The organism is Vagococcus sp. CY53-2, from assembly GCF_022604695.1.
Taxonomy (GTDB): Bacteria; Bacillota; Bacilli; order Lactobacillales; family Vagococcaceae; genus Vagococcus.
In genome coordinates this window covers 260,481-281,761 of sequence record NZ_JALAHP010000003.1, presented here as the reverse complement: position 1 = coordinate 281,761, position 21,281 = coordinate 260,481, and the positions used below count along the sequence as shown (strand labels likewise).

Annotated in this window: 27 protein-coding genes and 1 riboswitch; of the genes, 23 read left to right on the top strand and 4 right to left on the bottom strand. The window is 34.6% G+C overall.

Translation table 11 applies throughout. The features are described from left to right. From MN581_RS07290 to MN581_RS07275, 4 genes are all read left to right on the top strand, one after another. Window positions 1-320: TIM barrel protein (locus MN581_RS07290; protein WP_241699518.1), on the top strand; the 320-nt coding region annotated here is incomplete at its 5' end. A 15-nt stretch (window positions 321-335) separates the two neighbouring features. Next, window positions 336-1,931, top strand: a complete 1,596-nt coding sequence (locus tag MN581_RS07285) for a solute:sodium symporter family transporter (protein WP_117973426.1) — start codon at window positions 336-338, stop codon at window positions 1,929-1,931. Window positions 1,932-1,952: 21 nt separating this feature from the next. Next, window positions 1,953-2,957 (top strand): inositol 2-dehydrogenase, encoded by a 1,005-nt coding sequence (gene iolG / locus MN581_RS07280; RefSeq protein WP_117973425.1) that lies wholly within the window; start codon window positions 1,953-1,955, stop codon window positions 2,955-2,957. A gap of 12 nt (window positions 2,958-2,969) precedes the next feature. After that, window positions 2,970-3,278: a PTS cellobiose transporter subunit IIC gene (locus MN581_RS07275; RefSeq protein WP_117973424.1), complete on the top strand. Its 309-nt coding sequence runs from the start codon at window positions 2,970-2,972 to the stop codon at window positions 3,276-3,278. A gap of 28 nt (window positions 3,279-3,306) precedes the next feature. Here the strand turns inward: MN581_RS07275 and MN581_RS07270 are convergent, their stop codons facing one another. Next, entirely contained in the window at window positions 3,307-4,368 is a 1,062-nt protein-coding gene (locus MN581_RS07270) for an endonuclease/exonuclease/phosphatase family protein (protein WP_117973423.1), read from the bottom strand. 164 nt (window positions 4,369-4,532) lie between these two features. Between MN581_RS07270 and MN581_RS07265 the strand changes: the two genes are divergently transcribed. The 13 genes from MN581_RS07265 (at window position 4,533) to MN581_RS07205 (ending at window position 14,531) form a co-directional block, all read left to right on the top strand. Then, window positions 4,533-5,264: a DUF4396 domain-containing protein gene (locus MN581_RS07265; RefSeq protein ID WP_117973422.1), complete on the top strand. Its 732-nt coding sequence runs from the start codon at window positions 4,533-4,535 to the stop codon at window positions 5,262-5,264. 106 nt (window positions 5,265-5,370) lie between these two features. Then, the gene (locus tag MN581_RS07260) at window positions 5,371-6,078 is read left to right on the top strand and encodes an MgtC/SapB family protein (protein ID WP_117973421.1); all 708 of its coding nucleotides are present in this window, start codon (window positions 5,371-5,373) and stop codon (window positions 6,076-6,078) included. 114 nt (window positions 6,079-6,192) lie between these two features. Next, the gene (locus MN581_RS07255) at window positions 6,193-6,717 is read left to right on the top strand and encodes a DUF308 domain-containing protein (RefSeq protein WP_241699517.1); all 525 of its coding nucleotides are present in this window, start codon (window positions 6,193-6,195) and stop codon (window positions 6,715-6,717) included. 65 nt (window positions 6,718-6,782) lie between these two features. Beyond that, window positions 6,783-7,190 carry a DUF4809 family protein gene (locus MN581_RS07250; protein ID WP_241699516.1) on the top strand — a complete coding sequence of 136 codons (408 nt, stop codon included), beginning with the start codon at window positions 6,783-6,785 and terminating at the stop codon, window positions 7,188-7,190. 112 nt (window positions 7,191-7,302) lie between these two features. Then, a riboswitch (TPP riboswitch) is annotated at window positions 7,303-7,391 on the top strand. Window positions 7,392-7,591: 200 nt separating this feature from the next. Further along, window positions 7,592-8,158 carry an ECF transporter S component gene (locus MN581_RS07245; protein ID WP_241699515.1) on the top strand — a complete coding sequence of 189 codons (567 nt, stop codon included), beginning with the start codon at window positions 7,592-7,594 and terminating at the stop codon, window positions 8,156-8,158. Next, entirely contained in the window at window positions 8,155-9,585 is a 1,431-nt protein-coding gene (locus MN581_RS07240; protein ID WP_241699514.1) for an ABC transporter ATP-binding protein, read from the top strand. Before MN581_RS07245 ends, MN581_RS07240 begins: the two co-directional genes overlap by 4 nt. Beyond that, window positions 9,524-10,177 (top strand): energy-coupling factor transporter transmembrane component T, encoded by a 654-nt coding sequence (locus tag MN581_RS07235; RefSeq protein WP_117973416.1) that lies wholly within the window; start codon window positions 9,524-9,526, stop codon window positions 10,175-10,177. The genes MN581_RS07240 and MN581_RS07235 overlap by 62 nt, the downstream gene beginning before the upstream one ends. 11 nt (window positions 10,178-10,188) lie before the next feature. Further along, window positions 10,189-10,875, top strand: coding sequence for a thiaminase II (tenA, locus tag MN581_RS07230; RefSeq protein WP_241699513.1), 687 nt, complete (start codon window positions 10,189-10,191; stop codon window positions 10,873-10,875). Next, window positions 10,856-11,401, top strand: coding sequence for an energy coupling factor transporter S component ThiW (gene thiW, locus MN581_RS07225; RefSeq protein WP_241699512.1), 546 nt, complete (start codon window positions 10,856-10,858; stop codon window positions 11,399-11,401). Before tenA ends, thiW begins: the two co-directional genes overlap by 20 nt. Next, entirely contained in the window at window positions 11,388-12,215 is an 828-nt protein-coding gene (locus MN581_RS07220) for a hydroxyethylthiazole kinase (RefSeq protein WP_241699511.1), read from the top strand. The genes thiW and MN581_RS07220 overlap by 14 nt, the downstream gene beginning before the upstream one ends. After that, complete coding sequence (gene thiE / locus MN581_RS07215) at window positions 12,212-12,862, top strand: thiamine phosphate synthase (RefSeq protein WP_241699510.1); 651 nt, start codon at window positions 12,212-12,214, stop codon at window positions 12,860-12,862. Before MN581_RS07220 ends, thiE begins: the two co-directional genes overlap by 4 nt. Beyond that, on the top strand, window positions 12,852-13,673 hold the full coding sequence (gene thiD, locus MN581_RS07210) for a bifunctional hydroxymethylpyrimidine kinase/phosphomethylpyrimidine kinase (protein WP_241699509.1): 822 nt from the start codon (window positions 12,852-12,854) through the stop codon (window positions 13,671-13,673). The genes thiE and thiD overlap by 11 nt, the downstream gene beginning before the upstream one ends. A 108-nt stretch (window positions 13,674-13,781) precedes the next feature. Then, window positions 13,782-14,531, top strand: coding sequence for an LPXTG cell wall anchor domain-containing protein (locus MN581_RS07205; protein WP_241699508.1), 750 nt, complete (start codon window positions 13,782-13,784; stop codon window positions 14,529-14,531). A gap of 40 nt (window positions 14,532-14,571) precedes the next feature. On the opposite strand, the gene MN581_RS07200 is transcribed toward MN581_RS07205, so the two are convergent. Together MN581_RS07200 and MN581_RS10105 are read right to left on the bottom strand one after the other, a co-directional pair. Beyond that, window positions 14,572-14,763 carry a hypothetical protein gene (locus MN581_RS07200; RefSeq protein ID WP_117973409.1) on the bottom strand — a complete coding sequence of 64 codons (192 nt, stop codon included), beginning with the start codon at window positions 14,761-14,763 and terminating at the stop codon, window positions 14,572-14,574. Between the two features lie 61 nt (window positions 14,764-14,824). Beyond that, window positions 14,825-14,959: a hypothetical protein gene (locus MN581_RS10105; RefSeq protein ID WP_277756559.1), complete on the bottom strand. Its 135-nt coding sequence runs from the start codon at window positions 14,957-14,959 to the stop codon at window positions 14,825-14,827. 180 nt (window positions 14,960-15,139) lie between these two features. Here MN581_RS10105 and lysA point away from each other — a divergent pair, with 180 nt between their 5' ends. The 6 genes from lysA (at window position 15,140) to MN581_RS07170 (ending at window position 20,663) form a co-directional block, all read left to right on the top strand. After that, a complete protein-coding gene (gene lysA, locus MN581_RS07195; protein WP_241699507.1) occupies window positions 15,140-16,033 on the top strand; it encodes a diaminopimelate decarboxylase in 894 nt (297 codons plus the stop codon). Window positions 16,034-16,051: 18 nt separating this feature from the next. Continuing rightward, window positions 16,052-17,227 (top strand): aminotransferase class I/II-fold pyridoxal phosphate-dependent enzyme, encoded by a 1,176-nt coding sequence (locus MN581_RS07190; protein WP_117973441.1) that lies wholly within the window; start codon window positions 16,052-16,054, stop codon window positions 17,225-17,227. Window positions 17,228-17,486: 259 nt separating this feature from the next. Beyond that, window positions 17,487-18,113 (top strand): sugar O-acetyltransferase, encoded by a 627-nt coding sequence (locus MN581_RS07185; RefSeq protein ID WP_241699506.1) that lies wholly within the window; start codon window positions 17,487-17,489, stop codon window positions 18,111-18,113. 74 nt (window positions 18,114-18,187) lie between these two features. After that, entirely contained in the window at window positions 18,188-19,156 is a 969-nt protein-coding gene (locus MN581_RS07180; RefSeq protein WP_241699505.1) for an ABC transporter substrate-binding protein, read from the top strand. 17 nt (window positions 19,157-19,173) lie between these two features. After that, window positions 19,174-19,914: an ABC transporter ATP-binding protein gene (locus tag MN581_RS07175; protein WP_241699504.1), complete on the top strand. Its 741-nt coding sequence runs from the start codon at window positions 19,174-19,176 to the stop codon at window positions 19,912-19,914. Then, window positions 19,911-20,663: an ABC transporter permease gene (locus MN581_RS07170; RefSeq protein ID WP_241699503.1), complete on the top strand. Its 753-nt coding sequence runs from the start codon at window positions 19,911-19,913 to the stop codon at window positions 20,661-20,663. The genes MN581_RS07175 and MN581_RS07170 overlap by 4 nt, the downstream gene beginning before the upstream one ends. Here MN581_RS07170 and MN581_RS07165 read toward each other — a convergent pair. Next, window positions 20,660-21,226 (bottom strand): prepilin peptidase, encoded by a 567-nt coding sequence (locus MN581_RS07165; RefSeq protein ID WP_117973403.1) that lies wholly within the window; start codon window positions 21,224-21,226, stop codon window positions 20,660-20,662. The genes MN581_RS07170 and MN581_RS07165 overlap by 4 nt on opposite strands. Window positions 21,227-21,281 lie beyond the last annotated feature (55 nt).

Genomic DNA, 21,281 nt, shown 5'->3' with positions numbered 1-21,281 from the left:
TTTTCTCAGGCGAAGATCCGATTGAAGTGTATCAAACACACAAAGACCGTATTAAACATATTCACTTTAAAGATATTCGTAAGGAAAAAATGGAAGAAGTTAAAACAAACTCATTTAGTTTCTTAAAAGGTGTTAAAGAAGGTGTGTTCACTGTTCCAGGAGATGGCATGATTGATTTTACACCAATTTGGCAAGAAATTGAAAAAGATGGTTATGAAGGATGGATTGTCGTAGAGGCAGAACAAGATCCAGCCAAAGCGAATCCGTTTATTTATGCCAAAAATGCTCGTGAATACATCAAATCAGTTACGAAACTGTAATAAAGGGAGACGGTCATGAATCTATTTTCTATTTTAAGTTTTGTTGTCATTATTAGTTGTGTGTGGTTATTTGCTTATAAACGCTCACGTGGCGTCAATGTTGATGGGGCAGAAGGATTCTTTATGGGTGGTCGAAGTTTGACTGCCCTACCGATTGCTGGTTCGATTATTATGACAAATTTATCAACAGAGCAAATTGTCGGTCAGAATGGACAAAGTTATGTCGCGGGAATGGAAGTTATGGCATGGGAAGTCACTTCAGCCATCGCAATCGTTATGTTAGCGTCCGTTTTCTTACCGAAGTATTTGAAATATGGGATTAATACCGTATCTGATTTTATTGAAATACGTTATGATACACAAATTAAGCGAATTATTTCAGCATTATTTATTATTACATATATCACATCTTTTTTACCAGTAGTGTTGTATTCAGGATCATTAGTATTTAATAAAATTTTTCGGATTGATGAACTGTTGGGTATTCGTCCTATTACGTCAATCATTGTCGTTTCACTAGCTATTGGTGTTATTGGGATTTTGTACCTACTTATTGGGGGGTTACGCCTAAGTGCTTACAGTGATACAGTATATGGCTTTGGTTTACTAGCTTGTGGTCTACTGATTCCGACAATTGGCGTTACAATGCTTGGTAATGGTAGTTTCATTGCAGGAATTGATCACATTGTGGATAACACACCTTGGTTACTAAATTCTGTTGGTTCAATTGATTCAGCGATTGTTCCTTGGCCAACGCTATTAACAGGCATGATGTTTAATAATTTATATTTCTGGTGTACCAATCAGATGATTGTCCAAAAAGCGTTAGCTGGAAAAAACTTAGCTGAAGCACAAAAAGGCGTATTCCTTGTAGGATTCTTTAAAGTATTTGGTGCATTATTCTTAGTATTTCCAGGAATTGTGGCGAGAAATATTTTTGGTGATGCATTAATGGGGATGCCTGATGAGGCGTACCCAACACTTGTGACACATGTCTTACCAGAGATGATTTATGGCGTGTTTGCAGCGGTTATTTTTGGGGCGATTTTATCGTCATTCTCAGGAGCGTTAAATGCGACCTCAACATTATTATCGCTTGATTTTTATAAGCCTGTTTTCAATAAACAAGCAACAGATCATGATATCACGCGTTTTGGGAAAAAAATTACGATTGCAATTGGGTTATTATCTATCTTTATCTCACCATTGATTTCATTTGCACCAGCAGGATTGTATCAATTTGTACAAGAGTTTAATGGATTGTATAATATGCCTTTGTTGGTAATTATTCTATTAGCATTTTACTCTAAAAAAGCAACAGCCTTTGCAGCAAAAGTAACGATTTACTTACATATTATCTTGTATGCGTTATCAAAAGTTGTATTAAAAGATGTGCATTTTCTATATGTGTTAAGTGTGCTATTTTTCTTAGATATGCTTGTTATGTTTGTGGTTTCAAAACTGAAACCAGATGGTGATTTTGAATTGAAAGTCTTTAATACAAAAGTAGATATCACACCTTGGAAACATACAAAATTAGTGAGTGTGATTACCGTTTTAGTAGTTGTTTTAACATATTTAATGTTTTCTCCATTGGGGATTGCTAGATAAAAGAATTAGGGGATGAATGATATGACAAAAGAATTAGTTGTAGGTGTAATTGGTGGCGGACGTATTGGAAAACTTCACACGAAAAACTTGGTACAAATGCCAGGTGTGAAAGTAAAAGCAGTCGCAGATATTTTTGCAGATAACATGCCAACATTTGAAGCAGAATATGGTGTACCATTAGTGTCGGATTTTGATACAATTTTTAATGATGATGAAATAGATGCAGTATTTATTTGTACGCCAACAGATACACACGTTGAGTTAATTAAAAAAGCTGCGGCAGCGAAAAAACATATTTTCTGTGAAAAACCAATTAGTTTTTCTGATGAAGAAACAGTTGAAACCTATCATATTGTGAAAGAAGCTGGTGTTAAATTTCAATTAGGAGTGAATCGTCGCTTTGATCGTAATTTTGCACAAGTTAAAAAACACGTTCAAGATGGATCTATTGGAGATATTCAGTTATTACGTATTGACTCACGTGATCCAGAAGCACCACCTTTGTCTTATGTTAAGTCGTCAGGCGGTCTATTTTTTGATATGATGATACATGACTTTGATATGGCCCGTTTTATCACAGGTAGTGAAGTAAAAGAAGTTTATGCTACAGGGGATGCATTAGTTAATCCAGAATTAGAAGGTATTGATGTTGACACAGCAATTGTGACATTAACCTTTGAAAATGGGTGTCTAGGTGTGATTAGTAACAGTCGTCAAGCAGTGTATGGCTATGACCAACGTTTAGAAGCATTTGGTTCAAAAGGTGCGTCTCAAGCAGAAAATGAGCTAGTGAATAATGTTGTGTTATCAGATGAGTCCGGTGTTCATAGCCAAAAACCACTTCACTTTTTCTTAGAGCGTTATAATGATGCATATATTAAAGAAGTTGAAGAATTCTTAACAGCGATTAAAGATGACACAGATACTGTTGTGACGTACGAAGATGGTATCATGGCACAACGTTTAGCTTTTGCTGCAAACGAATCTCTGAAAACTGGTCAGCCTGTTAAAGTTAAAAAATTATAAAAGGTGAATGACATGGAAAAAAGTATTTTATTTATCTGTGAGTCAGGTATTAGTGCCTCGTTATTTGTTTCAAAAATGTTAGAGAGTTTAAAAGAGCATGGTTTAAACTATGATGTTGATTATGCACCAGTTCAACGTGTGGAAGCAAAATTGTCACAACAACATTATGATGTGATTTTACTTGCACCACAAATTAAACGTTATGAAAAAGAGCTAAGAAGCTTACTTGAAGAAAAATCGCATGAGTCATATGTGAGTGGGATTCAAGATGACGAATTCGTTACAATGAATATTGAACGCATTTTAGAGAGAGTTAGATAAAACGACAAAGAAAACCAACTAGCCGGAACTAGTTGGTTTTTTCTTTTAATTGAAAGGTCATCTGAACAGGGTGATGATCTGTGTATCTAAATTGATAATCGTAGGTATTGGTTTGCTTAGTATTGATATTGTCTGATACGATAAATCCATCAATTACATAGACTTGAGAGGATTCATAATCACCAGTAAACGCATGGTTTAATACTCTGACTGAAGGATGGGTATCATCATATGAAAAAGAGAAATGATCAGGAATATCAGTTGAACTAATACTTCCAGGCTTCCATCCTTTTTGCCCTGTTTGAGGGAATGATTGAGTACCTTCAAAGACTTGATTAAAATCTCCTCCAGCAATGACATAATTTCCTTTATCATACTCTTCTTCAAGTACTTTTTTTAGAAGTTTACTTTGTTCAATTTTTCCTTGACCATTATCATAAGCATCCAGATGTAAATTAAAGACAACTAACTCTTTATCACTGCCACCTATAGGAAATCTTGTTTCAAGTAGTGCACGTTTTAAATTAGCCATACGAATAGGCCAAGAAAAAGGATTAGGTAGCGCAATGCGTTTGGCTTCACTCATAGTTGCGTTAGTCATCGTGACGATTCCGCTTTCTACTTTACCAATCGGTGGGATAGGGAATGGGACGTATGGTACATTGAAATTATACGCAAATGTACTTGGCATATGAAGCGCATTAGACAGCGATTCTTTTTGGTTTATATGGTATGAGCGTTTTGAATCTAAATCCACTTCTTGTAATAAATACATATCAGAAGGATGCTCTTTTAACATTGTTGTAATCCCAGCTAAATTTTCTTCGACGAGTTGTTTAGATTTAGGTTGGATATTTTTCCCGCCATCCATAAAAAAATCTTCAGAGCTGGATAAGCCACCATAACCAATATTTAGTGTGAGCAGTGAGATGTCAGTCTGTTGTTGCAACATGTTTTTCCCTTTAGTAGTTGTCACTGTTTCAACTTCTCTAGGTTTATATTCTTTGATTGAAAGATAGCCAATAAGTAATAATACGGTACTTAGTAAACTTATGACAATCCCTAATATAATCATTAATAATTTTTTCATATTTTCTCCTCCAAGTCAGTAAATGACTAGGGTTTATTATAAAACAGTTTAGTTTATTATGAAATAATATTTTGACATTTCTATAATTAAAATCATTAGAACATCACATTTTTTTCGAGGAATCTTTCTATACTAAAATTAAATCACGTTAAGGAGGTAGTATCATGGTAGCTATACCATATTGGTTAACTATTTTGGCTTGGATTAGTTTATTTTTAGCAGGTATTTCTTTTATTTATATTGCATTAGACGTGAAAAAACACCCACAAAAAATGAAAATAATGACGATTGTTTGGCCATTAACTGCTTTATTTGGGTCGTTTATCTGGGTCTTGGCTTATAAAAAGTGGGGTGAAAACCACTCGTTAGAAAAAATGAAAATGGGTGATTCTATGAATATGGATTCATCAAGTAAGTCAATGGCAGTATCTGTTTTTATTGGGACATGTCATTGTGGAGCTGGATGTAGTTTAGCAGATTTAATTATTGAGTGGCTGCTATATTTTTTTCCAGCATTGTATGTTGTGGGGGGGTACCCAACTATTTTCTCTCATAAATTATTTTCAGGATTTGTTCTAGCTTTTATTTTGGCTCTGATTATTGGAGTAAGTTTCCAGTACTTTGCGATTGTTCCGATGAAGCACTTAAGTAGAAAAGAAGGGATTATAGCTGCGATAAAAGCAGATACCTTATCGTTATCTTGTTGGCAAATAGGGATGTATGCTACTGTTGCGTTGTGCCAATTAAGTCTTTTTCCTCATTTCTTTGGAGGAGAAGTATTACCAACCACTCCTGTTTTTTGGTTAATGATGCAAGTGGCTATGTTGGTTGGATTCTGTACAGCATATCCAATGAATTGGTGGTTAATTAAGACAGGTATAAAAGAAAAAATGTAGAAAATATTGTTGTCATTTTAAATAATATTTTTTGTTATTTTATTAAAAATGAAAGGGGATACTGAAATGGTATAATAGAAAGTAAGATGAAAAAGGAGGGGTCGTTATGACATTGTTGTCACTTGCTCAAACAGTTTTAAGATTGGGGCTATCCATTGTAATGGGGGGTACTATTGGGTATGAAAGAGAACAAAAAAACCGTCCAGCTGGGATGAAGACACATATATTAGTCTGTTTAGGGGCAACTATTATTGCACTGATTCAACAAGAGATAGCTCATGAAGCCATAAGACTTGTGCAAGAAAATCCAGATATTGCGCATATTGTAAAATTTGATCAGTCGAGATTAATTGCACAAGTGGTAAGTGGTATAGGTTTTCTAGGAGCAGGAACGATTATTGTAACAAGGCAACGTATTACAGGCTTGACAACAGCAGCATCATTATGGTCATGTGCTGCAATTGGTATTGGTTTGGGGATGGGTTTTTATTTGGTCACAATATTAGGATTTATATCAATCATGTTTTCGTTATCATTAGTGAAGCAAATTATTACAGTTTCTAAAGTAAATAATTTAGAAATTCAATACGTGCATAGAAAAGAAACAAAAGATTTTATTCATCAATATTTTGAAGTACGTCAAATTGAAATAGAAGATGTTACATTTGAAGTTCAAATTATCGAAGGTGAAAAATATTATAAAAATGTTTATACGATTGATTTACCTAAAACTCTTACATATGCTGATGTGATAGAAGAGCTTTCTATGTACTCAAATGTACGGGAAATAAGGTTAGTGGCTATTAGTGATTAAATTAAGAAGAAAAATATTATTTATTAATAAATAAGGTACTATTTCTTGCGATTTATATGATTAAAGAATAATATTGTATTGAGAATAATATTTTAAGAAGGGAAGAGAGTTATTATGTCAAATGAACGAAATGGTTTTGATTGGTCCTCATTTTTATTAGGAATTTTGTTTATATTTGCATCGTTGGCGTCGTTTCAAGATCCTGCTGGAAATTTAGTGGCAATCGTTGTAGTTTTTGGAATGTTTGCTATTATTAAAGGTATTTTTGAATTATTTTTAAGAAAGAAAGTGAGAGAACTTATAGGTTTTTCTGCAACAATGCCAATAGTAGTTGGTATTTTTGATATCATTGTTGGTATCTTTTTATTATTTAATATCTCTGCAGGTGTTGTGGCTCTACCATTTGTGTTTGCTATTTGGTTTTTAATTGATTCATTAGTCGGTTTATTTAGTTCAAATGCTTTAAAAAATTTGAATACAGGTTACTATTGGTTCTCAATCGTTATTAATATTTTAGGTGTGATTGTAGGATTCATACTTTTAGCAAATCCAGTATCATCTGCTTTAACATTAAGCTTTTTAGTCGGTTTTTATTTCATGATGTTTGGTATGACTGAAATTATTTATGCCTTCCGTTAAAATAATGGAAGGATATGTTATAATTGAGTTAGTTAAATAACAGTAAACTCAAAGGTGTGATAAAGATGGAAAAAGCAATAATACATTGTACAACTGAAATCGTGCATGGTGGATGTAATGTCTGCCCAACAACTGCTACCGCTACTTATGAGGTAGAATTCTCAGGTAAAATGATTGGGATTCCGAATTTAGATGTTGTGTCACTTCTTCGCCCAATTGTGAGAGAGCATGGTTATAAAGAACGTCAAGAATATGATGTAACAGGTGATTATGATGTGTTTGAAACATCAAACAACAGTGTCGATGTATTTGAGACATATCAAGGACTACGTTTTAAAAATCAAGGAATCGAAAAAGAAGTCAAACCTACTTATGAATCAGATGATGAAGTATTTAAAGTGGTAAATGGATTGTTAACAGATTTATTTAAACTTGATGCAATTGAGTTTGTCACAGATATACCAGAGAATTAGAAGATTGAGTCTACTTGACCCAGTCTTTTTTTATCCAACCATATTTATAAAGATTTGTGAGAATGGTTGGCTATTGTATGAAAGCGTGTTATATTTGAGTGGAATTGAATACGAGAAACATTTGGGGTGCGTAAAGCTGAGATTATACCCATGGAATCTGCTCCAGTTAGTACTGGCGAAGAGAAATGTGTCATTTATGACAAAACATTGAACCTAGGTCTATTTACGCCCATCCAATTTATTTGGACGGGCTTTTTTATTTGGATGAGTGTCGATAAATGTTGTAATGAATCAGATTAACCCTACCTCCTTTGTTTCTTTTAATGAGAAAAAGGAGGTTTTTTGTCGTTTAATTTAACACAATAATAAGGTGTAGGTAAGAATATAGGAGGATGAGTAAAATGAAGGAAAATTGGACATTGCGTCAGGTTGTATTATTAGCATTATTAGCTTTTTTATTTGGTGGTGTATTTATGGGAGCTGGGTTTTTATATGCTGGCTTATCAGCTGTATTAACGCCCCTTGGGTTAAGCCCTTTTGCTAATGAACTATTATTTGGTTTATGGACAATGGCAGCACCAATGGCAGGGATATTAATTCCTAGAAAGGGAAGTTCAATTTTAGGAGAAATGTTGGCTGCACTAGCAGAGATGTTATATGGCACGTATTTTGGCCCAGGTGTTCTTATTTCAGGTTTTTTCCAAGGGCTAGGGACAGAACTAGGATTTATGGTTACAGGATACAAACGGTATGATATCGTGCCATTATTTTACGGGGCGATTGGAACAACCTTATTAAGTTTTGTGTATGAATTTTTTAAATTTGGTTATGGAACGTATTCAATTGGAATGATTTTATCACTTCTTGCTGTGCGGTTTTTATCGGTGACGTTCTTTGGTGTTGTTGTGGTGTCAATGGTCATGAAGCTTTATAACCGTTCACAAGAGCTTTCGGTAGTAAACAAATGAGAGGAATAGAATTAAGTGAGTTGACGATTAAACGTGGCGATAAAGAGGTGTTACGTCAGGTTGACTTTGTTTTTTCTCCTCATGAATTTATTTTGCTATCTGGTGCCAGTGGTAGTGGTAAATCAACATTATTAAAAGCCATTGCTGGATTTGCTGATGTGCCATATTCAGGTACAATCACCGTTGATGGCAAGAGTCTAACACAAGCGAGTATGTCTGATAAGGCTAGACAGATTGGCATGATGTTTCAAAATCCAGGGCAACAATTTACAATGAAAACACTACGTCGTGAAATTATTTTTGTGTTAGAAAATCTGCAAACAAAACCTAGTGATATCACGGAACAAATGCACGAGGCTGTTTTATTAGCAGATACGACAGAATTATTAGATAGACAGTTATCAACTTTATCAGGTGGGGAAAAGCAACGAGCAGCATTGACTGTTTTACTAGCGATGAAAAGCCCATTTTTATTACTAGATGAGCCGTTTGCCAGTATTGATCCTAAAACAAGAAAATTATTAATTCAACAGTTACAGCAATTAAAACATCAAGGTAAGACAATTATTATTTGCGACCATGATTTTAATGATTATGCTGGTGTGGTTGATACATGGGTGACACTAGATAATCAAGTATTACAAAAAATTCCAGTAGCTCTTTTAAAGCAAGAGCAGACAAATGTGCTCTTGACGGATCATAGAGCATCTATGGATGGCATTTTAAGATTAGAGGATGTCAGATACAAACAGAATAAGCGCGAGCTACTAAGTCAAGATTCTTTTCATTTTTCTAAAGGAATCACGACACTTACAGGAGATAACGGAACGGGAAAATCAACGTTGTTTCGTTCGATAGCACAATGTCATCGTTATAAAGGCAAGATGTTTTTATACGATAAAAAGCTTAAAAAAAGCCGTACGCTATATCAGATGTTATCCTTAGTTACTCAAGAAGCGGAAAAACAATTTGTGACACTCACACCAGCTGAAGAATTTACTTATAGTGTGTATCAGTGGGAGGACGCTAAACGTCAAAGACAAGAAGCGATTGAGTTTTTAGGATTGGAACCACTACTTAATCGAAGCGTGTTTCATCTAAGTGAAGGACAGAAGAAAAGTATTCAATTATTAACGATGTTGAGTTTAGATGTGCCGTTTTTATTATTAGACGAGCCGTTTTCAGGTTTAGATGAACGTGCTGCAAGCTATTTTGCTAATTGGTTTAAAAGGCAAGCAAACAGACAAGATATGATGATTATTTCGCATCGATTGGCACCGCTTGATGGGGTTAGTCAGCATCATGTGCATTTAGATAAGAAACAATTATGGCAACAAGATTATTCGGTAGAGGAGGAGATAAAGGATGTCAGTGACGAAAAGTTCTGCTTTAATGCTAAGCGGACTACTACTACTTTTGACTATTGAATTATCATTTACCTCATCTGTGACGTTAAACTGGTTTGTTGTGTTAGTCAGTGCTTTGTATCTTCTTAGTAAGAAAAAATGGTTTGGGTTGTTTGGCTTAGTTTTTTTTCCATTAATTCCAGCTTTAGGAACGTATTGGTCAGTTTATCTATATGGAAATAATCCTGATTATGGTCTTGTTTTAGTGAGTCGAACCTTTGCTTTTGCTGCGATTGGCATGGTGTTTGCATTTGGGGTCGACTTAGAAGAATTACTCTTAATTTTAGAGCAAAAAAAATTACCAACGTCATTTGTTTATGGCATTTTAGTTGTTTTACATGCGATGCCTGTGATTCAACGAGAGATTATGGCACTAAGAGAAGCCAGTTTATTTCGTGGGAAAAAATTACATTTTTATTCGCCATTGATGTATTTAAAAGTTATTTTTGTCGCCAACCATTGGCGGGATAGTTACACAGAAGCCATGTTTTCAAGAGGATTTGATGAAGAAGGCGAAAGGACGCATTACATACAATATAAAGTGTGTCCTAAAAGTTTAGCTACATTAGGCGTATTAACGGTTATATCACAATTTATATTAATCATTACTTAGGAGGAAGAAAGATGTTTACAAAAATTGCACGAGAGAAATCAGCACCTTATTGGGAAGGAAGTTTTACTCATCCATTTGTCGCAGGACTTCAAGAAGGAACGTTATCTGATGAAGCGTTTCGCTATTACTTGATTCAAGATGGGTACTACTTAGAGCATTTTAGCAAACTTCACCGTTTGATAGCAGAACAAGTAGAAGACGAAGAAGTAAAAGAGATGTTGCTAACAGGGTCTAACCACCTTAAAGAAGGTGAGATGAGTATTAGAGAGGATTTCTTTACTGAGCTAGGTATTACAGATGAAGAAATCGCTAATACTGATATTGCTCCAACAGCTTATCATTATGTGTCACACATGTATCGTCAATTAATTGATGGGACGTCAAATAGTGCTGTTGCGGGTTTACTACCATGTGCGTGGTTATATCAAGAAATCGGGACTGAATTAATTAAGACAGGTTCTCCTCATCAGTTGTATCAACGATGGATTGAAACATACTCTGGTGAAGAATCAAAAGAAGAAGTCGCTCATCAATGTGCTTTGCTGAATCGACTGTATGAAGAAAGCGACAAGGAAGAACAAGAAAAAATGATTGAGGCATTTTATGTGAGTGCTCAAATGGAATACCTGTTTTGGGAAATGGCATACACACATCAAAAATGGCCGGAAGGAGAAAAAGATGCCGTCTCAAACTACTAATTTAAAAAAACTATTGATTTTATCTCTAATGATTGCGATGGATGTGGTGTTATCGCCACTCTTTCGTATTGAGGGGATGGCTCCAATGTCTAGTGTGATGAACGTGATTGGTGTGATGTTAATGGGACCCTTTTACGGTACCATCATGGCATTTGTTTGCGGTGTACTCCGAATGATGCTTCTAGGGATTCCCCCACTAGCCTTAACAGGTGCTGTTTTTGGCGCATTACTTGCTGGCATTTTTTACAAAATTTATCCAACCGTATATAGTGCAATGTTTGGTGAATTTTTAGGAACAGGAATTATTGGTTCGCTATTATCTTATCCTGTAATGGCTTGGTTTACCGGAAGTCGTAATGGTATGTACTGGTTTTTCTATACACCAAGATTTATCGGTGGCGCGGTGATTGGTTCATTTGTAGCCTTTATTGTGATGAAAAAATTAGCGAATGTTCCAACGTTTCAACGAATTCAAGCGATGTTTTTTAATGTGAAAGTGGGTGAAGAGCAACATGTTACGAGTTAATCAATTTCAAACTCCCTTTCCTCTAATACCTTCTCCCCTAGTGCATTGTATTACGAACTCAGTGACATGTGAAACGGTCGCAAATAGTGTGTTATACATTGGAGGAAAGCCAATTATGACAGAAGATACGCGAGATTTTTCAGATTTATATGAACAAGTAGGTGGCGTGTTAATCAATATTGGCCATTTGTCAGAAGAAAAAGAAACTGCTATGGAACTAGCCATGGAAGAGGCTCATAAGCACAACGTCCCTATCGTTGTAGATAATGTCGGCATCTCAAGCTCAAGAATACGAAAAGAAGTAGCCAACAAATTATTGTCTCTTGAACCAACTGTTGTCAAAGGCAATGTGTCAGAAATGCGAACGTTGTGCAATTTAGCCAGTCATGGAAAAGGTGTCGATGCAGCCGAAGAAGACCAAGATTCGTCAGCGATGAAAGAATTGGAAGAAGGACTATTAGCACTAGCAAAAATCCATCCCAATACATGTTTTTTAGCGACAGGACCAAGTGATTTAGTGGTATATCAATCACAAGTTGTGCTATTACAAAATGGCATTGAGGCATTAGACCAATTCACGGGGACGGGTGATGTCGTAGGTGCATTAATCGCGACATTGTTAGGTAGTGGTGTTGATGTGTTGCAAAGTGTTCTACAGGCAGTGAGTTATTTTAATTTATGCGGTGAAAAAGCATTAGAAATAGTTCAAAATGACGCGAAAATTGCAAGCATTCGAGAGGAAACATTGAATCAATTATCATTATTAAAACAAAATGAGTTGTGGCAAAACGACATAAGAGGAGATTGGTTATGATAGAAGAGGCATTAACGTTATATTTAGTAACGAATTCAGACGGTTTATCTGATGAAGCGTTTATAGAAAAAGTCGAACAAGCATGTCAAAATGGCGTCACGTTAGTTCAGCTGAGAGAGAAAAAAGCCAGTACACAAGAGTTTTATCAAAAAGCCTTGGCAATAAAAAAAGTGACAGATAAATATCATGTCCCACTTATTATTAATGACCGAGTAGATGTGTGCTTGGCAGTAGATGCAGCTGGCGTGCACATTGGAGATGATGAGTTGCCGGTGGATGTAACACGCCGTTTGATTGGACCTGATAAGTGGTTAGGCGTTTCGGCTAAAACAGTGAAAAGAGCGCTTGAAGCAAAAGAGCAAGGGGCAGATCATTTGGGTGTTGGCGCGATATTCCCTACCAAAACGAAAGAAAATGCCCCAACAACAGACATTTCCATCTTACAAGAGATTATTCACACATCTCAGTTACCAGTTGTAGCGATTGGTGGCATTAAAGAAGGTAACATGCATAAATTAAATGAAACTGATATTTCTGGTGTCGCGATTGTGAGTGATATTATGCAAGCTGATGATGTAGCGAAAAAAACACAAGTCTTAAAGAAACAGATTGTAAGCATAAAGGAGAAAAATCATCATGACAATTAATCAAACCCCTCAAGTAGTAACCATTGCTGGAAGTGATTCAGGTGGTGGCGCAGGCATTCAAGCCGACTTAAAAACGTTTCAAGCAAGAGATGTTTTTGGTATGAGTATTGTTGTTGCCTTGACTGCACAAAATACATTAGGTGTACAAAGTAGTCTGCCGATACCATGTGACTTTGTTGCGGAACAATTTGATTCTCTATCAGCTGATTTTCATATTCGAGCATGTAAAACAGGGATGCTTGCCGATAAAGAACATGTTCAAATCGTTGTTCAAAAACTAAAAGAAGTGGATTTTGGCCCATTGATTGTAGATCCTGTGATGATTGCTAAAGGAGGGCATTCGCTATTACAAAAAGAAGCGGTAGATTGCATTAAAGAAGAATTACTTCCACTAGCAACGGTGTTAACCCCAAATATTCCAGAAGCAGAAGAATTAATTCAGCAAGAGATAAAAACAAGCGAAGATATGATTCAAGCAGCACACGTTTTACAAGAAATGGGTGTCAAAAATGTAGTAATAAAAGGAGGCCACTCATCTGATATTTTGGCAAAAGACTTTGTCTTATTAGAAAATGGCGAGACATTTTGGATGGGTTCAAAACGAATTGAAACGATTAAAACGCACGGAACGGGCGATACATTTTCATCATGCATAGCAGCTGAAATAGCAAAAGGAAAGTCGGTTAAAGAAGCCATACAAATTGCGAAAAGTTTTATTCAAGGAGCGATTGAACAAGAAATTTTTGTTGGTCATGGTCATGGGCCAACAAATCATTGGGCAATACCTGCACAAGATATTTTAATTGATTAACTATTTTTCAAAAGAATGTTTATTATTGTCTGTATAATGAATAAATGTTACAATTATATTACAAAGAGTAATGGTGTTGTAACATCTTGTTTTATAGGAGGGGATCATATGAAAAAGTTAGTATTAGGTACAGTGATTATGGCTAGTTTGTTGGTAGGACAAATGGGTTATGCATCTGAATCAACCTCTACATCAAGTACAGATAATTCATCGAGTAAAGTACTAAGTTCCGAAGTAAATGATACGACAGAAACAACAACAGATGAATCAATTCCGGATGCATTAGCGATTACGAAATCTGATATTTTTTTATTAATGAATGACATGGTAAATGAGGGGAAGCTCTCTCAATTTCAATATGAAGGATTGATTTCACGTTTAGAGAAAGTTAACACAGTAGAAGAGGCTACACTTGTTTATTCAGATGCAAATGATTTAGCAAAACAAAATAAAGATTTGTATCAATCATCATTTGATGAAAAAGTATATAATACAAAACATCAAATAGAGCTATTAGTTCAAGCTGGTCGATTAACACAGAAACAAGCGGATGAATTTGTTGCAAAAGTTGATAGTTGTAAAACGATTGATGCATTAGATGATATATGGGCTGAGATTGAAAAAGCAGTAGATAAAATATCAACAAAAGCCACAAGTACAACAGAAACGAATATAACAGAAACGAGTACAACAGAAAATGATAAAAAAACAGAAACAGTAGCTAAAATACCTAATTCTAGTGATAAACAATCAGCTAGTTTACCTAAAACAGGTGAAAAAAAATCTAGTGTTGGGCTACAATTAAGTTTAGTTGCTTCATTGTTCTTAGTAAGTGTATTGATTAAAAGAAAATTATAGCAATATAAAAGAGTGTCACCCAAATAAAGGTGGCGCTCTTTTATTTTTTATTAGAAAAGGTAATAGACAGGGATGCTTCGGGGTCGATACTAGTTAGTATTTTTTGATAATAATCAGTTGCTTGTTCTTGTAACCAATCGCGATTTGTATCAATATATTTAATTAATGTTTTATCACTCATCGCGTTGTTTGCTAACTCATTAGTGTCGATGTCTTCAGTAATAAAACTCAAAAACTCGCCTTTGCTATTTAACCACCTCAAACTTTGGATTGCTAATACCAACAACAATAAATTATGGAATAGAAATATTATAAGTATTTGAAGAATTACTTGCCTTATTAATGGTTACATGATTGCCATCAAAACCAAGTTTAGCTTCAAAAGTTCCTTTAATATAAGCTGTTTTTTCGCTAAATGGAAATTCCATTCCAAAAAATGTTTTAACCTGACCACTTCATGTCGGTGAACTTGTCTTTTTTATTTTTCGATGCCGATTAGGAGGAAAACAAAATGACAAAACGAAGTGTCATTAAACGTGGTGGAACATCGGTCGGAGATTTTTCAAAAATTAAAAATATAGCCAGTTATTTAGTGAGTAGAGTATTTTGTGATAGATAGTTTATCAGAAATTGAACGACTAAACGAGCTAACAACTAAAAAAGTTAAAGCATTGCTTAGAATCAATCCAGGTGTTGAAGCTCATACGCATGAATTTATTCAAACAGGACAAGAAGATAGTAAATTTGGGTTAAGTATTAAAAAAGGTTTAGCACTTGACGGTGTAAGAAAAATTGAGGATGCTGAAAATATTGAACTCATGGGTGTTCATTTTCATATAGGTTCTCAAATTTTTGAATCCACTGGGACAGTTGAAACAATTAAACAAGTTATAAAATGGCTCTCAAAAAATCAAATAAAAATTAGTGTATTAAATATAGGCGGAGGGTTCAGTATTAAGTATACGGATGATGATATCAGCTATCCGATAGAAGATGGTATCAAAACAATTACGAATACGTTAAAATCAACTTGTAACGAATATGATTACCCCATTCCAGCTATTTCATTGGAACCTGGGCGATCTATTGTTGGTGAAGCAGGTGTTACACTTTATGAAGTAGGAACGGTGAAAGATATCCCTGAAACGAATTATTATGTATCGATAGATGGTGGGATGAGTGATCATATCAGAACGGCACTTTATGGAGCAACCTACGATCTACTGCTAGCAAACCGAGCGGAAGAATATGATAAATTGATGACAGTGACTGGAAAACTGTGTGAGTCAGGTGATATCATAAGACGTGACATAAAATTACCGTCAAGTGTTCACCGTGGGGACTTACTTGTGGTATTATCAACTGGTGCCTATCATTACAGCATGAGTTCGAATTATAATCAGATGTTAAAACCCGCCGTGGTATTTGTGACACCAGAAAAAGTTCGTTTAGTGGTGCGACGTCAGACACTAGAACACCTTATCGCACAAGATGTAAGATAAATGAAAGAAGAGAAAATAATGGAAGAAACAAGATTTAATACACGAGCAACCAATTTAGAGGTACCAGGGACGAGAAAGTTTTCTAATCAAGTTAAACAATACGATGATGGTGTTGATTTAACATTGGGACAATCAGGTTTTGAAACACCTGAATACATTAGAGAAGCTATGATTGAAGCCATTAATCAAAATAAATTACGTTACACACACAATAGAGGTTTAATTGAATTAAGGGAAGCTATCTCGCAATATAATAGGAAACGATTTAATGTGACATATGACGCTGAGACAGAGATTATTGTGACTAACGGTGGATCTGAAGCGATCGATAGTGTGTTACGAACAATTCTTGAAGACGGGGATGAAGTAATTATTCCTTGCCCAACGTATTTAGCATATGAGCCAATTACTAAACTTCAAGGTGCAAAAACAGTTTTGGTTGATACAACAAAAACAAATTTTGTTTTGACAAAAGAAGCATTAGTTGATGCTATCACACCGAAAACAAAAGCCATTATCTTTAATTACCCAACAAATCCAACAGGGATGATTCCATCATTGGAACAAATGAAGGAATTAGTTGATGTATTGAAGGAGACAGATATATTCATTTTAACTGATGAAATTTATTCTGATAATGTGTATGGTGGAGAGTTTCATTCTTTTATGGAGTTTTCAGAAGTTAGAAATCAATTATTTGTTATCAATGGATTATCAAAATCCCACGCTATTACTGGAGGAAGAATTGGATATATTCTAGCCCCACCTCTTGCAACAGAACATGTGACAAAAGTCCATTTATACAACTCTGTGTGTGTAGCTACTCCATCACAGTATGGAGCAACTGCAGCTTTTACAGATGCAACAGGGCCAGTAATCTTATCGAAAATGAATGAAGCTTATAAAGAGCGTCGTGATTTTGTTTATAAACGTTTAAAAGAGATGGGATTATCAGTTGAATCACCTAAGGGAGCATTCTACATTTTCCCTGATATTTCTGAGTACAATAATGATTCTTTTGAATTTGCAACAGAATTATTAGAAGCAGAACATTTAGCTGTAGTACCTGGGAAAACATTTTCTATTTATGGAGAAGGGCATATTCGTTTGTCTTTTGCATGCACAATGGAAGAATTAGTAGATGGTTGTAAACGACTTGAAAGATTTCTATCAACATATAGAAAAAGAAGCTAAACAGAATCATACTGTTTAGCTTCTTTTTTAACATATACATAGTGGTTAAAAGGAGTTGTTTACTTATTATTAAATAAGTAAATAAAAGTTTGCTAGGGTTACTTCGTTAGTACACTAACATTATATAATGAAAATGTGATGAAATTATGAAGAATAGTTTTGAAAATAATCTGAAAAACCGTTATTAATTATTCGTTAATTGAATTATCTTTTATAATTTGTTTAAATAAATTTATTAAATAAAATTACGGAGGTTTATATGAAAACACAACGAGAGCGTATGATTAATGGAGAACTGTACTATCCTGGTAGTGGCGAGACAGAGTTAAGAGAGTTATTTATGAGAAGTCGTCGTTTAATGCGTGAATACAACCAAACAAGTGAATTCGAAGCAGAAAAAAGAGCCACTTTACTGAAAGAATGGTTAGGAAAAACAGGAGAAAAAGTCTATATAGAACCTAATTTTAAATGTGATTATGGAAAACATATTTCAGTTGGAGAAAGGTTTTACGCTAATTTTGATTGCATTATGTTAGATGTTTGTCCTATTACTATTGGGGATAATACGATGTTTGGACCACGAGTTAGTTTATTGACTGCTTCACACCCAATTGATGCACAAGTAAGAGTATCTGGATTAGAGTTAGGTTCGCCTATCACGATTGGAAATAATGTCTGGTTAGGTGGCGGGGTTATTGTTAATCCTGGTGTGACGATTGGAGATAATTGTGTCATAGGATCGGGTGCAGTAGTGACAAAGAATATTCCATCTAACACTGTAGCAGCAGGAAATCCTTGTAGAGTGCTCCGTCCCATTACAGACGAAGATAAAACTTATTGGGAAAAACAAGCGAGCGTGTATTGGGCAGATGTTGAAGGAAACTAGTCATACTATGGTGTATTATGATGTTTTGTGATATTTTATACTAGTAGATAAATAGTATAAGGGAGTTTTTTTCATTGAAGAAGAAGTTAGGTTGGATTAGTTTAATATCAGTTATGGCAATTGGTCTATTGGCAAGTTGTGGCACAAAAGAGAACACAAATCAAAAACAAACAGATGAATCAGCTAAAAAAGAATTATTGACTTTGAGTTTTGGCGCTATGCCCGCAGTTGATAGTTTACCAGTTTACATTGCTGAAAAAGAAGGATACTTCAAAGATGAAGGTCTTAATTTAGCATTAAGTAGTTTTAAGTCACCAAAAGACCGTGATGCGGCTTTAACAAGTGGTCATCTAGATGGAGCTAATACAGATTTGATTGCGCTGAGCACATATAGACAAGGTGATATGGATGTCAAAGTGGTTAGTCAATCAATCGGGACTTTTTCTGTTTTAACTGGAAATGATAGTATTAACACAATAAATGATTTAAAAGGAAAAAAAGTGGGTTACGCTAAAAATCAAGCACCTTATTATTTTTTAGATGAAGCATTAAAAACGCATGACTTATCTGTTAATGAAGTCGGGTTTGAAGAAGTACCGCAAATTCCAGTCAGAGTTGAGTTAACACTAAATCATAAAATAGATGCTACAGTGGTACCTGAACCTTTTAGAACGATTGGGTTGTCGCAAGGATTAAAAGAATTAACGAATAGTAATGAGTTAGGTATTCAGTCAACTGTTTTTGGTTTTACAAATGAATCACTAACCAATAATGAAGAAGCCATTGAAGCTTTTTACCGTGCCTATAATAAAGGTGTTGATTATGTTAATAATCATGATTTGGATGATTATTATGATGTGTTAAAAGAAAAAATTGGTTTTACGGATGACATTAAAAAAGATGTGACATTACCTAAATATGTTCATGCCGAACAAATAGATGGTAAACAAGTAGAAAAGGCATTTAACTGGTCAAAAAAAGAAGGTATTTATAAAAAAAAATACAATCAAACAGATGTTATGAGTGATTTACTCGTTAAATAAGTATAGAGGTGAAAGAGATGTTAACCATTGAAAACGTCAGTGCGTCTTATGGAGGAGCACCGTTGATTTTAGATGACATCTCTTTTACTGTTTCTAAGGGAGAAGTTGTCGCGTTAATTGGTCCAAGTGGGACGGGAAAATCGACGTTACTTAATGCCATTACAACGTTGCACCAACAGTATCAAGGAACGATTACATTGGATAGGGCAGATATTAATCCAAAACATCATAAAATAGCCTGGATACCACAAAATTATGGATTATTACCTTGGGAAACAGTAAAAGAGAATATATTACTTGGAGTATCTGTTCGAAAATTATCTGGAAAAACAATATCTAATCAGTTAGATCATTTGGTAAGCGAATTAGGACTGGGGGAATTACTATTACGTTACCCTAACCAACTGAGTGGTGGACAACAACAACGCGTTGCTATTGCTAGAGCGATGCTTGTGACACCAGACATTTTTTTATTAGATGAGCCTTTTTCTGCTTTAGATGCACTAACACGAGAACACATGCAAAGTTTATTTTTAACCCAGTGGGATAAAGAAAAAGCCCCGGCTATTTTAATTACTCACGATGTAGAAGAGGCTGTATTTATGGCAAGTAAGATAGTCTTATTATCTGGTAAACCAGGAAGAGTATCAGCTGTTATAGAGAATAGTAGCTTTTCGATCCCGTTGAAAGAAAAAAGGTTATCACCACTATTTTATGACACCATTAAACAAGTGAGAGGAGCAATGGAAAAAGCATGAGAAAAAGTGTATCAAAAGTGACACATGCGATTCTAGCATTTATTTTTTTAACTATTTTATGGTGGTTAGCAAGTGTGATATTAAATAAAAACATGTTACCCACACCGTTTGCGGTGTATCGACACTTAATGGTTATCGAGCCACAAGTATTATGGCTACATACATATAATAGTTTGGTTCGTCTGTTTTGGGCTATGCTGATTGCTGTTTTGATAGGATTAATTATAGGGCTTTTGATGGGACGTTTTCCCAAAATAAATCAATTGTTGGATCCAATTGTTTATTTGACTTATCCCATTCCTAAGATTGCCTTGTTGCCAATTATTATGTTGTTATTTGGATTAGGAAATGCCTCTAAAATTATCTTATTAGTGTTGATTATTGTGTTTCAAGTTATTTTATCTGTGAGAGATGGTGTTAAGTCGATTCCAAAAAGTTACTATCATCATTTGTATGTACTAGGTGCGAGTCAATTTCAACAGTTTTGTAAAATTACGTTACCTGCAGCATATTCTGCCATTTTAAATGCCGTAAGGATAGCGTTAGGAACAGCGATTGCTATTTTATTTTTTACAGAAGTATATGGGACAAGTTACGGATTAGGTTTTTTCATTATGGATGCATGGGGAAGGTTAGATTATTTAGACATGTATAGTGGAATTTTAGCGCTAAGTTTGGTGGCATTTATCTTATTTCAAATGATTGATTTTGCTGAAAATAGAACAAACAAATGGCGTAAAACGTATTAAATTATTAATAGTACAATAGTTAAAGCGATGGTTAAAAATGGGACAAAGGCTATTTTTGTAAGGGGATGGCTTGTTAATAATTGATATAACATAATATAGAGTATTCCTATAAACGAAGCAATAAATATTAACCATAGAAGTTGTATTGGAGATAGAAAGACTGACCAGTAGACAAGTAATTTGATATCACCAAATCCTAACTTTTTTGGCATCAAATAACTAAGTAATAAAAAGAACAATAAGACATATAAAGGTAATAACTTATTTATTGATGGATAAAGAGTGAGTAGACCTATTATAAACAAGACAGATAGATATGGATCAACAACATAGTAGTAAAAATCAATAATAGATAAATAAACTCCCATAATGATAAGTAGAATCATTACCATAGATAATTTTGTTGTTAACAATAGTAGATAAATAATCGAACTTCCAATAAAAAATAAGTAGCGATGATGTTTATTAAAAAGGTTTATCTTTTTGTCAGTTGGTAAAAATGATACGTATGTTAAAAAGATATACGACATTATATTGAATAAAAAAATTAAAAAAAATATCATATAAGCACCTCCTTTAAAAAGATACGAATTAAATAAAAAATTCTTTTTTGGAAGA